Consider the following 14385-nt stretch of genomic DNA (forward strand, 5'->3'; position numbering starts at 1 on the left):
GCTTATTTCTTCTCGTTGAGCTTTGCCTCTATGCTCAGAGTGGCGTGAGGCACAGCACGTAGGCGTTCCTTAGGGATGAGCTTACCCGTCTCACGGCAGATGCCATAGGTCTTATTCTCTATACGGCGTAGGGCAGCCTGGAGGTTGTGGATGAACTTCAGCAGACGCTCAGCCATACGTCCAGCCTCACCCTTGGAGAGCGAAGCTGCGCCTTCGTGGACAGCCTTAAAGGTAGGGAGCGTATCGGCTACATCATTCTCCGAGGAGTTTGTTGCACTGCCTCGCAGCAGCTCGTAGTCCTTAATAGCCTGATCCAGTTTGTGTAGGATCAGATCCTTGAACTCCTGGAGTTCCTCGTCCGTGTAGGAGGTTTTTTCTGTACTCATGGGACAGTATAAATTAAATAGATGAGGAACGAGGAGCCTCAGAAGAGGCTTCCCTCGCTCTACTTATTTCACTAGTTGTTAGCCTGCTCAATGAAGATTGGGATGATTCGATCATCTATATCTAGCTCGAGGGTCGGAGTGAAGCCCATACGCTGGTCGATGCTGACGGCTTGTACCTCATGGGCGATGTAGGAGCCGTAGAGGGTAAGCACCTTCGCTAGCTCCTCATCCTCGGGCAGGAGGACTCGGATACGGTCACTGACCTCGAAGCCACTCTGCTTCCTCAGATTCTGTATGCGGTTGATGAGTTCTCGTGCAGTACCCTCCAGGCGCAGCTCATCAGTGACCGTAATGTCTAGGGCAATGGTGAGTGTCCCTTCGTTGGCCACGAGCCATCCGGGGATGTCCTCCGAATAGATATCCACATCCTCACGTTCGAGGGCGACCTCTGTGCCTGCAACATTTAGGGAGAGCGTACCTGCACGCTCCAGCTCTAGGATCTGAGCCTGCTCAAGGGTAGAGAGTGCCTCTGCTAGGGGCTTCATGATCTTACCATAGCGTGGCCCTAGCTTCTTGAAGTCGGGGCGAATACGCTTGACGAGGATCCCTTCGCCTCCGTCCGATACGAACTGCAGTTCCTTGAGATTGACCTCGCTAAGGATCAATGGGATGATGGGCTCGATCGCAGCACGCTCCTCCGCACTCGTCACGGGGATCATAAGGCGCTGTAGGGGCTGACGCACCTTGATATTCACCTTACGTCTTAGGGCTAGCACCATAGAGCAGATGCTCTGTGCTAGGCTCATGCTTCGCTCTAGTTCGGCATTGATAGCAGAGCGATCTGCCACGGGGAAGTCTGCTAGGTGCACTGAGTGCTCCGTAGCATTCGTCCCTCGGCTGACGAGGTCTCGATAGAGCTGGTCAGCATAGAAGGGGGCAATAGGAGCCATGAGCTTCGCCACGGTGACCAAGCAGCGATAGAGAGTCTGGTAAGCGGAGAGCTTGTCGGTCGTCATCTCGCCTGCCCAGAAGCGGCGACGAGAGAGACGTACGTACCAGTTGCTCAGTTGCTCGGAGACGAAGTCCCCGATAGCACGAGCGGCCTTGGTGGGCTCGTAGTCCTCGAGATCACGGTCTACCTCTAGGATGAGGCTATTGAGGGCGGAGAGGATCCAGCGGTCAATCTCTGCTCGCTCGCTGAGGGACACTTCTGCAGCCTCTGCAGTGAAACCATCGAGGTTAGCATACAGAGCGAAGAACTGATATGTATTATAGAGTGTGGCGAAGAACTTACGGCGCACCTCATCTATCCCCTCTAGATCAAACTTGAGGTTATCCCAAGGAGAGGAGTTGCTAATCATGTACCAGCGTAGAGGATCTGAGCCGTATTCTTGGATTGTAGAGAAGGGGTCTACGGCGTTGCCGAGACGCTTACTCATCTTGTTCCCATTCTTGTCTAGTACGAGGCCGTTAGAGATAACAGCCTTGTAGGAGCTCTGGTGGGAGACCATCGTGGCGATGGCGTGAAGGGTGAAGAACCATCCACGGGTCTGGTCTACACCCTCTGCGATGAAGTCCGCAGGGAAGGCTCGGCCACTCTCCAGCAGGTCCTTATTCTCGAAGGGGTAGTGTAGCTGGGCATAGGGCATAGCACCTGAGTCAAACCATACATCGATGAGGTCTGTCTCCCTGCGCATAGGCTTACCTGAGGGTGAGACGAGGATGAACTCATCCACATAGGGACGATGCAGGTCGATCTTGTCGTAGTTCTCCTGTGTATAGAGGCCGGGGGTAAAGTCTGCCCAAGGGTTCTTCTGCATGAAACCTGCCTGCACGGAGCGTTCTATCTCGTTGTAGAGCTCCTCGACAGAGCTGATGCAGATCTCCTCCTGCCCATCCTCTGTACGCCATATAGGTAGGGGGGTACCCCAATAGCGGCTACGGGAGAGGTTCCAGTCCTGGAGGTTCTCCAGCCACTTGCCAAAGCGTCCAGAGCCAGTGCTCTCGGGCTTCCAATTGATTTTATTATTGAGCTCCATCATCTCTTCCCTACATGCAGTGGTGCGTATGAACCAACTGTCTAGAGGGTAGTAGAGGACGGGCTTGTCTGTTCTCCAGCAGTGGGGATAGGAGTGTACGTGCTTCTCGATGCGGAAGACCTTACCCTGCCCCTTGAGGTGTAGTGCTATGGAGACATCTAGGCTCTCATCGCTCTCGGTGAGGGTCTCATCGTAGGCATTCTTGACAAATCGTCCAGCAAACTCGCCGTAGGCATCGACGTTCACTGAGGACAGTACGAACTGAGGGTCGAGGTCCTCTATACGGTAAAGTCGCCCACGCATGTCCACCATCGGACGCTCGTTGCCGTCTCTGTCTCGGACGAGGAGTGCCCCGATATTGCTCTGCTTGGCTACCTTGTTGTCATCAGCCCCGAAGGTAGGAGCGATGTGTACGATCCCCGTACCATCACTCGTGGTAACGAAGTCACCTGAGATCACTCGGAAGGCATCCCCATTAGGGGTCATCCAGGGAAGTAGCTGCTCGTAGTGCATACCCACGAGTTCACTACCCTGCCAGCGTCCGACGATCTGATAGGGGAGCTCCTTATCGCCCTTTTGGTAAGCCTGTAGTGCCTCTTCTCCCTCAAGCTCCTGAGCGAAGAGGGTATGCAACAGGGGCAGAGCTAGGACTATCGTGATGGGGTCACCGCTATAGGGGTTGAAGGTGCGTACGGCTACGTATTCGATCGTAGGCCCGACACAGAGAGCGGTGTTGGAGGGAAGTGTCCAGGGGGTTGTCGTCCAAGCGAGGAAGTAGGCAGCCCCGTGACCCTTCATCTCTTCCTTGGGATCCAGGATGGGGAACTGTGCGATACAGGTCGTATCCTTCACGTCCCGATAGCATCCGGGCTGGTTCAGTTCGTGGGTACTGAGTCCGGTACCAGCTGCGGGGGAGTAGGGTTGTATGGTGTAGCCTTTGTAGAGTAGCCCCTTCTTGTAGATGACGCTAAGGAGATACCAAAGACTCTCTATATATCTATTGTCATAGGTGATGTAGGGGTGCTTCATGTCCACCCAGTAGCCCATGAGACGTGTCAGTTCCTCCCATTCCTGAGTGTACTTCATCACCTCACGGCGACAAGCCGCATTGTAGTCAGCGACACTGATACTCTTGCCGATGTCTTCCTTGGTGATCCCGAGGGCTTTCTCTACGCCTAGCTCCACGGGCAAGCCATGGGTATCCCAGCCTGCCTTACGGTCTACACGATAGCCCTTCATCGTCTTATACCGACAGAAGATATCCTTGATTGAGCGAGCCATGACGTGGTGAATACCCGGCATACCATTAGCAGAGGGTGGGCCTTCGTAGAAGACAAACGAGGGAGCACCCTCTCTCAGTGCTAGGCTTCGGGCGAAGAGATCTTCTTCTTGCCACTGGTGCAGGACCTTCTGGTTGATCCCTGCTAGCAGTAAGCTCTCGTATTCAGGGAACTTATGGCTCATATATCTGTACCTGTTATAAATATGTAGTGGGCAAGAGCGACTGCTACAGCAGCCTATCCTCCCCCGCAGTATATACTAAAAAACGCTACAAAGATACATTTTTACCCCATACGACCCGAAAGGTAGACCTCGCTCTACCCTTCCCCTTTTGCCACGATGTAGGCGTACAAAAAGGATTAGATGAGCCTTCCTGCTCCTCGAGCGTGAGCATATACCACACCCCTTTCTGTCCTTGCTCTCATACAAATTGAGAAGAATACTCAGCCTTACCAGAAAAGCCACCCCGCCTCTCCTTCATTTATCCCTCATAGCCCCTCTCTGGGTCTCCTCCCTCCCCTAGAATAGGATTGTTTCACTCCCCCTAAATAGTTATCCCCGTAACCTCGGAGGAGGTTACGGGGATAACCCCCTAGAGGTTCCCTCAGTACCTCTTATGAGATTACGAGGATACCTATCTGAGGGCTTATCTATTGGGGTAAAAGCACCCTAGGAAACCCTACTCAAAGCTAAAGGAGAGAAGAACCATACGAGACGCTGCTCGCTCAATGGCGTGTGTGTAGTAGATGCGATGGTCATCACGAAGGTCTGTACGCTTGGCATCTAAGGCGTTCGAGAGTCCGTAGCTCAAGGTAAGCTGGGGTGAGAGCTTGAAGAGGCGAAAGTACAGGTCACAGCCAAAGCCAAGCATGGCCCCATAATCCAATGCCTTTAGCCTCAGCACATCCCCCCTTCGTCCACCGAGGAAACTACCAGCATAAATCCCAGCAGAGATGAACGGACGTATATTGCCGAGGCGCATCGCCCCCCACTTCAACTCCAGTGGCAGAGTCACGGAATGCATCTTCACCGAGTGGCTAGCAACCCGACTGCGCCCATCCGTATAGTCCACCTCCGTCTCCCCCAGATGAAGCGTGGGCATGAGCCGAAGCTCAAGACTAGGTACAAGCACTACCCCACCGATAACCCCCACACTAAAGCCAGGCTGGTAGCTCGGGGTATCTGCCCAGAGTGACGTACCCTCGGGTGTCATATAGCCTCGGTTCGTGATCCTGAGATCAGGGGCGTGCATCCCAAGCCTAAAGCCCAGATAGTACTTGCGCAGATCAACGTAGGGCTGGTGCTGAATTACCTCCCTTTGCGCCCAAGCCTGCCCCCCTCCCGAACAGACGGAGACAAAGAGGGTCAAACCAGCACACAACAGGGAGAAGGGACGACGCATAGGGAGATGGAGTGGACGGGTTAAGAGCGCATGTGCCGCTTGAGGTGACCTAGTGCATAGCGCATGCGTCCGAGGGCAGTATTGATACTGACACCCGTTTGCTCTGCGATTTCCTTGAAGCTAAGTTCCTCCCAATAGCGCAGGCGCACGACCTCCTGTTGCTCGGCAGAGAGGCTACTGATACCCGCACTGAGCTCGGAGAGGTGCTCTCGGAAGATGATTGCCTCCTCCGCGCTGAGATCACCAGAGGCTACCTGCAACGTCTGTACAACGCCCTCAGGATTGTCACTCTCAAGAGGCTGGGAGGTGCCACGAGCTTTCTGCCTACGGAAGTAGTCAATCACAAGGTTATGTGCCACCCTACCTAGCCAGCTCTTGAACTTACCCTCGGCCGTGTACCGACCTTGTCTGATGGTAAGCATGACCTTGATGAAGACGTCTTGAAAGACATCCTCTACTTGGTCTTCGTCAGAGATGGAAAAGCGGATAAAGGTGTGCACGTAGGCATCGTGCCTCGTTAGTAGCTCGTTGAAAGCCTCATCGCAACCTTTAGCATAGAGATGAACGAGTTCATCATCCTTCATGCCTTCATATCGTTTCATTGTCGTCTTGTTTTTAAGCCCTGATACTCCGGTCGGCATAGGGTAATCACCCCGAGAACACGGCATCAAAGGCTCGACTATACATTATTCAGATATGTAGAGTTGCTTCTATAGGCGCTTTCAGCTTGTTGTACTAACTAATTCTATGATGGTTGATAAATGTATTCCCTTACGCATCAAGGGCTTTACTGATTGCAAATTAAATGATATGTTTCGATAGTTCCAAATCATAGCTCCCCTAAAGTAGCTGAAGGGCAGGCAAATGGGAGACAGGGAGACCCTTAGTCAAGATGAACATAAACCCATAATTATCAATCATATAAAACAAAAATATAGACAGGCAATAGGACAAGTATATTCCCCTCTATATCCTCCCTATCGATACCTCTGCCGACGTCTCACTCAAGACCTATTCCGACGAATAATGTATCTTAGTGGTGCATTTGCTTCGTTATTACACTAAAGTTTTTTCCCTTCCACCAAAAGAATGAGTACAAACAAGGTATATCAAATCCTCTGGGCAGACGATGAAATCGACCTGCTCAAGCCCCATATCCTCTTCCTCCAGAGCAAGGGCTACGAAGTAACGCCTGTCCTTAGTGGCAATGACGCAATAGATGCAGTGCAGAACCAGAGCTTCGACCTCATCTTCCTCGACGAACACATGCCTGGCTTAACAGGGCTAGATACCCTACAGCGCATCAAAGAGCTCGCCCCATTCGTCCCCATTGTCATGGTGACCAAGAGCGAAGAAGAGGAACTGATGAATCAGGCAATCGGTGGTAAAATCACAGACTACCTAATCAAGCCAGTAAATCCCAATCAGCTCCTCCTTTCACTGAAGAAGAACTTGCATCAAAGCTCTATCATCAACGAGGCAATGACGATGAACTATCGCCAAGAGTTCGCCCAACTCAGTGCCCAGATGAGTGACCGTCTCAGCCTAGAGGAGTGGAAGGAACTCTACCGACGCCTCGTCCACTGGGAGCTCGAGCTAGAGAATGGAGATACCCAGATGAGTGAACTGCTGGAGATGCAGAAGTCCGAGGCTGGACGTCTCTTCTGCCGCTTCATTGCCCGTAATTACGAAGGCTGGATACGAGAGCCATCTACTCGCCCGATCATGAGCCCAGACCTATTCAAGACAAAGGTCTTCCCCCTCCTTGATGCAGGCGAGAAGGTCTTCTTCATCTTGATCGATAACTTCCGCTATGACCAGTGGGAGACAGTCAAGGGGATGCTGAGTGAGTTCTACACCTTCGATGAAGACCTTTATCTCTCGATCCTGCCAACAGCGACGCAGTATGCTCGCAATGCCATCTTCTCGGGGCTCATGCCCCTTGATATCGCCAAGATGTTCCCCGACCTGTGGGTAGACGAAGAGAGTGAAGAGGGAAAGAACCTCAACGAAGAGCCAATGATCCAAACACTCTTGCAGCGTTATCGCAAGAACTATACCTTCTCTTACAACAAGGTCTATGAAGCACGCTTCGGTGAACGATTACTCGGTGGTCTAAATGGGCTCAAGCAGTACCCTCTGAACGTGATTGTGCTTAACTTCGTCGATATGCTCTCGCATGCACGTACCGAGAGCAAGATGATTCGTGAGCTAGCAAACACAGAGGCTGCCTACCGCTCGCTGACGAAGAGTTGGTTCCGCCACTCCACAACCTACAACCTCTTCAAGCACATCGCAGAGATGGGCTATCGGGTCATCCTCACGACTGACCATGGTACCATCCGAGTGAACAACCCCGTGAAGATCATCGGCGACAAGAACACGAACACCAACCTTAGGTACAAGGTAGGCAAGTCCCTATCCTATAATCCCAAGGAGGTATATGAAATCGCAGTACCTGCTAAGATTGGCTTACCCCAAGTAAACCTCTCTGACAAGTATGTCTTCTCCTATGGGAACGATTTCTTTGCCTACCCCAACAACTACAACTACTACGTGCAGTACTATAAAGATACCTTCCAGCACGGAGGGATCTCGATGGAGGAAATGCTCATCCCCATCATCACCATGCAACCCAAATAAGTTTAGATGATAAGAAACATAGTATTTGACCTCGGCGGCGTGCTCTTCACCCTAGATAGGGAGGAGGCACTTCGTCGCTTTGAGGCCCTCGGGGTGCCTGACGTCGAGAAGATGCTTGACCCCTACTTACAGAGTGGCTATTTCCTACAAGTGGAGGATGGTCGGATGACCGAGCCAGAGTTTCGATCAGCACTCAGCTCTACCTCGGGCAGAGAACTCTCCTACGATGAGATTGCCCATGCTTACTTTGGCTTCCTACGAGAGGTGGATGTGTACAAATTTGACTTCATCGCTGAGGAGCTAGGGGACTATCGCATATTCATCCTCTCCAATACCAACCCCTACGTGATGGACTTCTGCGAGAGCGACCGCTTCCTACCCAACGGACGGACTCTCTCCTCGTACTGCGAGAAGAAGTTTGCATCATGCGAAATGGGCTTAGTCAAGCCCGATCCCAAGATCTTTGAACGTATGCTCAGCGAAGGGAATATGGTACCGAGCGAGACGCTCTTCCTTGATGATGGGCCAAACAATGTAGCCACAGCAGCCACTTTCGGCATACATACCTATTGCCCCAAGAATGGTGAAGACTGGCGCCCCGCACTACGTACGCTACTCAAGGAGCTAAATACCAAGGGGTAATTGACTATCTTTGCCCTCGCACAATGTTTATAACTCAACCAATTAATAGAATTCGATTATGAAGAGAATCGTACTCATACGCCATGGTGAGAGCGTATGGAACAAGGAGAACCGCTTCACGGGCTGGACAAACGTAGACCTCTCCGAGAAGGGCGTAGAAGAAGCAAAGAAGGCTGGGGCTCTCCTGAAGGAAAACGGCTTCCACTTCACGAAGGCCTACACCTCTTACCTCAAGCGTGCTATCAAGACCCTCAATCAGATCCTTGACGTCATGGATCTCGATTGGATCCCCGTATCTAAGAGCTGGCGCCTCAACGAAAAGCACTATGGTATGCTTCAGGGGCTGAACAAGGCTGAGACGGCAGAGAAGTATGGCGATGCACAGGTCAAGATCTGGCGTCGTAGCTATGATGTCCCCCCCACTCCACTGGAGGCAACAGACGCACGTGCCCCACAGGCTGATCCTCGTTATGCCGGTGTTGTTCCTGCTTACCTTCCTCTGACCGAAGCCCTCTGCCACACAGTCGCTCGTACACTCCCCTACTGGGAAGGTGAGATTTTCCCATCGCTCATGGAGCACGATGATGTCCTCGTAGCTGCGCACGGAAATAGCCTACGTGGTATCATCAAGGTCCTCAAGGGCATCTCAGACGAAGACATCATTGAGCTAAACCTCCCCACGGCGGTACCCTACGTCTTTGAATTCGATGACAAGCTTAATCTTGTCAAGGATTACTTCCTTGGTGATCCCGAAGAGATTAAGAAGCTCATGGAGGCTGTAGCCAACCAAGGGAAGAAGGCATAAAAGCTAGCTACCACAAAAGAGTCTAAGATTAGTCCACCCTAGACGACTGAGGTCATCTAGGGTGGACTAATTTTTACTTATATGGCAACGGGTTATTTCCTTCTAGAAACAACCTATCTAAAGGGATTTACAGCAGGTACAAACGAGTTACCATAAGTCGCCACGATGAGTTACCATAATTCGTTTTGGCGACTTACCGTAACTTGCTCTAACGACTTACCACAACTCATCGCAACGAGTTATGGTAAGTCGTTAAGCCTTCTTTCTTAGCTCCTATATTTCATTTATTACCAATGTATTATAAACTTATACCGAAGGGGTATTTTCTAGTGAGCTACGGCACTATCCATCACTCTACTCTTCAAGTAGAGAAGTAAGTGCCTATGGGAAGCCTTAGCTCACCTCATTCCTCTATTAAGGGAATAAAAGTACCCAACTACGCGGGGATATACACCATCCTTTAGAAGCTATATTTTGCTTTTAGCCACAGCTCAGAGTTACGACGATAAGGATAAAAAAGGCTAGAGGAGCTCTCCGCCCCAAGAAGATCAAAGCCAAGCATCAGATGGATCTCATCTGTCAAAGCATAGTCTGCCGAGAAACGACTAAACCACCCTTGTCCCGTGACATCCCAATAGGTAAAGTCCGAGAGAGCAAGTTGGTCATTCATTAGCTTCTTCGTCAGGCTCAATGTAATGAGCGTCGTTGTCGCACGCTGTGCTACATAGGCCTTATACCCTAGGATGCGCTCTGCACTGACTTGAGCCATCACGGTCCACTGATGAGGAGCATACCAATCGACACCAATCAGCCCAGAGAGTGAAGTAAAGCCTTGTTGTGGTGTCATCTGGGCATCAGTTCGATAACTAAAATGCTTATCCAGTAGGCATGCACCTTCTCCCCGCAGGACAACTAGCCCTAGAGGTTTGGAGAAGTCTATCCCTAGCACCCCCATTCGGTAGTAGTGAGGGGTAGCAACAAGTCCCTTTGCCCCCTGTGCATAGCTGATAATGGGCATTTTTCCCCAAGTGTGAAGTGCTGAGAGACTAAAATCTAATCTAGGAAGCGTGAAACTCAGACGTCCACCATACTCTACGTTCGAGAGGCGTAAGGCTGGCTCGTTTCCTCCTTGCCACATAACACTCTCAGGTAGGACAGACCAAGGATTGGAAGTATCAATAGGAAGGCGAAAAGGAGTAAAGGTTGGCACAGCAACTAGGTCTAACCGTACCTTCTCATTGAAGAAGCCCAAGCGTAAAGCATTCACAGGCATTCGGATGTCATCATAATCCTGCGCTAAGAACTCGGTGTAGTCCATCGGTGCGATAAGATCCGTGATACGAACAGCATCAGCCACACCCCATAGGATCAGCTGTCGCCCTGCTCTCATAGACCAGTGTGTATCATGATAGTCTAGGTAGGCCTCCCGAAGCTCAAAGCCCGTATGACTAGGTAAGAGGGCATTATAGACCGCATTGAATGAGGTGAAAAGCGTTGCCTTCCCCACATCCCTTGCTAGCTCTCCACGTAGTCGTGTCCGACTACTCATCCATCGCCCCGATTGATTTACCCCTAGGGCGTGGTAAGTATCGACAAAGCCCTTAATCCGCCACTCTTGTTTCACATCGCTAGCAGGTATATCATCCTGAGCCTTCGCCCTGAGGCTACTCCCCCACATGAAGCAGGGAAGTAGCCCAAGGTAAAGGCTTTTTATATAGGCATTCATAGTAGTGTACTTAGAAAGACCCTTTCTCCAGAGTAGTGACGCTAAACTTCCCTTCGTCCATCGGCACATTATATCGCTGATGGCTAAACTCCAGTGTGGTTGAGTGTCCTGTCTGTACGTTCTCCATCCGCATACTCTGTGCCGAGTAGAACCCGCCTATCTTCACAATATTCAATACCTCAAGCCTTCGCTGGAGCTTATCCATCTTATCAAAATACTCAACTCGTACAGGGATCAGACAGTCCTTTCGTATCCAAGAGATACGTTTGGCATAGATATCCTTTGTGTCTTTGGGGTGAGATTCCAGCTTCCAGCATGCAGCTCCTCCGATGGTCTCTTCACCGAGGAGCGTATGCGTGTCATCATCCACACTACGACTCCCCATATCATCGTAAGTAAAGTCGCTACCCATGAAGTAATCTTTCTTCGCCGAAGAGCCACTGATGCGGCGGGTTTTCTTCATAGCAGGTAAGTAAAGCCACTTATCATCCTCACGGCTTGGAGTATCGTAATCCCATGTGAGGAAGCCTGTGCCTTTCACATCACCGGGGTAAGTGAAGAAGAGAATGCTCTTACGGTCTTTCTTCCCTTGCCCCACGTCGATAGAGAAGGTCGAGAGACGTCGCTCACGGCTACTGCCTCGCTTATTGGTGAGTGTCATCTTCATCTCAGCCTCACGACTGTCTCCATCTGGACGGTCCTTGACTCGTTGAGCGATATCTCGCCCCGTAGGTTGTTGGGCAGAGAGGGTAGTGAAGGCAAGCACTCCAAGCAGGAGGCTCTTAATTAACATCTGTCTCATGATTTCTGTGCTTATTAGGCGGAATTGAATTAATGTTTGAAAGACACTGGCTTATCCCCCTTCCCAAAGAGTCGGAACTGGCGAATAAGCACTGGCGTGATGAAGAGGTCAGCAAGTAGTGCAGTCAGCACACCGACTACCGAGAGTAAGCCCATGTTGAAGAACGTATTGGCCACAGACGTCATGTAGACGGAGAAGTTCGCTGCAATAACAACACTCGTCATGACAATCGGAGTACCAATGGTACGGAATGAGCGTAAGATGGCACGGCGATAGCTCCCATGTCGGTCATATTCGAGATGGCTATGGTTAATGAAGTGGATCGTATCATCTACCGCTAGACCAAGGATCATCGGCATAATCGTTGCCGTCATCATGTCTAGAGGATATCCCATCCATCCCATAAGCCCACCGACAATAAGTGCGGGCATGATATTCGGTATAAGCCCCACCAGACCTATGCGCACACTGCCGAAGACAAGCATCATAAGCACCCCAATAATGAGAAGGGAGATGAGGAATGAGGAGATTTGTCCACGGACAACATATTGCATCATAGCTGTGAACTGAGGCATGCTACCAACCATTGTGACCGTAGCACCAGGGAATAGTTGCTCAGCATGTACCTTCGCCTCTGCCAGCTCCCGCTCTACTTCAGCTGAATTATATGTTTTCAGCTCTACCATAGTACGCAGACGTCGGTAGTCATAGTCAATCCAGTACTCACTCTCTGTCCCACCAGCATTCTCATAGAGCAACAGGAGCTGGGCAGCCTCATCGTTCGTCTCTGGCACAGCATAGTAGTGTGGGTCTCCTCCATTCGTTGTTTGACGAAGATCCTTAAGGATATTCAGTACAGAGGTTGTACGCTTAGTCAGTGGATAATGATGCAGGTACGTACTGAGGCTATCAAGTGCACGTAGCACCTCGGGGCTCTTCACCTTGCCAGCCTCTTTCTCTGGATACTCAATCATGATATCATAGGAATAGACAGAGCCCAGCTCACTCTCACCAACCTCCAGCATATTCTTGACGTAAGGGATCCCACGCCCCATTGTCTTCTCTACATCAAAGGCTGTCTCAATACGTGTAAAGCCATAGGCAAAGAAGCCTGTAATTAGAAACGAAGCAATGAGAATACCCTTGCCATGACGAAGCACTGTATGCTCAGCTAGCCTCTGTAGCATCCTATCTAAGAAGCCTTCACCTTCTGCTATTTGTTCGTCCTCCTTTACCTTCTTATCCTTCCCGAAGCTAAGCACCGCAGGCATTACAGTCAGTGTGATAAAGAAGGTAAGAAGCACACTTGAAGACGTCGCGATACCGACAAAGTGTAGCGGAAGCACAGGAACCACAAGGAACGAAAGTAACGCCACAAACGTTGTCAAGGCACTGAAGAGTATAGGCCAACCCATCTCCTCGATGGTCTCCACTACAGCTCTCTTTCGCTCTCCATGCGTACAGAACCGCCGGCGGAAGAAAGAATAGATATGGATGTTATAGGCTATAGCTACAGCAAAGGCAAGGAGCATTGGGACAAGGAGCATACTACTATCTATCTTGTACCGTAGGAAGCCCAGCGCACCGTAGACAATAACAATTGAGCCTACTGCCGTAATGAGGGGGACAACCACACCTCGTACCGATCGAGTCATAATGATTAGCACAAGAGTTGCGAGTAAAGTTGCTATCCCCATCACTCGAGGAAGCTCACCACCTATCCAGCGGTTCTTCTCACGATTGATATATGGCATCCCCGTACCACGTGGATGGAGAGCTGTGTACTCAGACTTCGTGACGATCTTGCGCAGCTCATCTCCTGTCACTGCCTCAGGTGAACGTGCTCCAGACTCTTTCATCCAGACACTGTCAGCAGGGAAAGGACGTAGTTTAACCAAGATCCAGCTCTGTCGTCCATCTCGAGAGATCAACCGCTCGGCAACATTCTGCTTAGCATAGGCTTTTGCACGGATTGCGGCAAGGGCATGTGGATCATTCGGTATATCCTCAGGGACGATTTGCTCGATCTGCATCCCATCCTCTGTACCCGTCATATATTCGATGTCTGTGAGGCTCGTGACTTTCTCTGCATAGGAGAGACTGTCACGCAGTTCGTTGCTGAGCTGGCGGATAAGCGATAGATTAGATGCGCTGAATGTATCGTCCGACGTCGTCAGCACTGCAACATAGGCATCGTTCCCAAAGATCGCTTTGAATTCGTCTGTCTTCTTCAGTACAGGGTCATCCTCCAAGAAGTAGCTCTCGGACGAACTAGTGAGATACATACGCTTGATCCCAACTACACCCAGCGCAAAGACTAGGGCAAAGAGTGCAAGTATCCCCCATCTTAGTGATAGGATATACCTCCCAAGACCAGCGAACCAATGGTTTACCTTTTCGATTTTCATTGTTTCTGTTTGATTTATATGGTTATGAACTTCGTGTTTCTCTCCAAGTTGAACATCTCTACGCTAAGACTCTGAACCATAGCCGAGAAACGTTCAATAACTAAAGAGCGCGATGCCCAAACCTGGACATCGCGCTCTTTAGACACGCGACTAGCTAAGAAGTAAGTCGCTCTAAACATAATATATCTCCATCTTTATACGGAAGACACTGCAAATATAAAAATTCTTCTCATAACTGCTGTTATGAATAT

General features: G+C 50.6%; 10 protein-coding genes. 3 read left to right on the forward strand and 7 right to left on the reverse strand.

Annotated elements, in window-relative coordinates; translation table 11 throughout:
- Positions 1-2 precede the first annotated feature (2 nt).
- The 4 genes from HMPREF0636_RS00140 to HMPREF0636_RS00155 all read right to left on the reverse strand — a co-directional run bounded on the left by HMPREF0636_RS00140 (position 3) and on the right by HMPREF0636_RS00155 (position 5710).
- Positions 3-386, reverse strand: a complete 384-nt coding sequence (locus HMPREF0636_RS00140; protein ID WP_005467863.1) for a TraR/DksA family transcriptional regulator — start codon at positions 384-386, stop codon at positions 3-5.
- Between the two features lie 71 nt (positions 387-457).
- Positions 458-3889, reverse strand: a complete 3432-nt coding sequence (gene ileS, locus HMPREF0636_RS00145; RefSeq protein ID WP_044167578.1) for an isoleucine--tRNA ligase — start codon at positions 3887-3889, stop codon at positions 458-460.
- Between the two features lie 496 nt (positions 3890-4385).
- Entirely contained in the window at positions 4386-5108 is a 723-nt protein-coding gene (gene porT, locus HMPREF0636_RS00150; protein WP_044167581.1) for a type IX secretion/gliding motility protein PorT/SprT, read from the reverse strand.
- A 20-nt stretch (positions 5109-5128) separates the two neighbouring features.
- Complete coding sequence (locus HMPREF0636_RS00155; protein WP_044167641.1) at positions 5129-5710, reverse strand: RNA polymerase sigma factor; 582 nt, start codon at positions 5708-5710, stop codon at positions 5129-5131.
- A gap of 487 nt (positions 5711-6197) precedes the next feature.
- Between HMPREF0636_RS00155 and porX the strand changes: the two genes are divergently transcribed.
- The 3 genes from porX to gpmA are packed head-to-tail and all read left to right on the forward strand — an operon-like array spanning position 6198 to position 9198.
- Positions 6198-7751 carry a T9SS response regulator signal transducer PorX gene (gene porX, locus HMPREF0636_RS00160; protein ID WP_044167583.1) on the forward strand — a complete coding sequence of 518 codons (1554 nt, stop codon included), beginning with the start codon at positions 6198-6200 and terminating at the stop codon, positions 7749-7751.
- Positions 7752-7757: 6 nt separating this feature from the next.
- Positions 7758-8393, forward strand: a complete 636-nt coding sequence (locus HMPREF0636_RS00165) for an HAD family hydrolase (RefSeq protein ID WP_044167584.1) — start codon at positions 7758-7760, stop codon at positions 8391-8393.
- A 58-nt stretch (positions 8394-8451) separates the two neighbouring features.
- The gene (gpmA, locus tag HMPREF0636_RS00170) at positions 8452-9198 is read left to right on the forward strand and encodes a 2,3-diphosphoglycerate-dependent phosphoglycerate mutase (RefSeq protein ID WP_005467855.1); all 747 of its coding nucleotides are present in this window, start codon (positions 8452-8454) and stop codon (positions 9196-9198) included.
- A gap of 460 nt (positions 9199-9658) precedes the next feature.
- Here gpmA and HMPREF0636_RS00175 read toward each other — a convergent pair whose 3' ends face one another.
- Genes HMPREF0636_RS00175 through HMPREF0636_RS00185 form a run of 3 tightly spaced genes read right to left on the reverse strand, consistent with a single transcriptional unit; the run spans position 9659 to position 14134 of the window.
- Positions 9659-10924 carry a DUF1302 family protein gene (locus HMPREF0636_RS00175; RefSeq protein ID WP_044167586.1) on the reverse strand — a complete coding sequence of 422 codons (1266 nt, stop codon included), beginning with the start codon at positions 10922-10924 and terminating at the stop codon, positions 9659-9661.
- Between the two features lie 10 nt (positions 10925-10934).
- A complete protein-coding gene (locus HMPREF0636_RS00180; protein ID WP_407636352.1) occupies positions 10935-11717 on the reverse strand; it encodes an outer membrane lipoprotein-sorting protein in 783 nt (260 codons plus the stop codon).
- Positions 11718-11755: 38 nt separating this feature from the next.
- A complete protein-coding gene (locus tag HMPREF0636_RS00185; protein WP_044167589.1) occupies positions 11756-14134 on the reverse strand; it encodes an efflux RND transporter permease subunit in 2379 nt (792 codons plus the stop codon).
- Positions 14135-14385: the final 251 nt, after the last annotated feature.

Origin of the sequence: Porphyromonas catoniae ATCC 51270 (assembly GCF_000565015.1) — a bacterium.
Taxonomy (GTDB): domain Bacteria; phylum Bacteroidota; class Bacteroidia; order Bacteroidales; family Porphyromonadaceae; genus Porphyromonas; species Porphyromonas catoniae.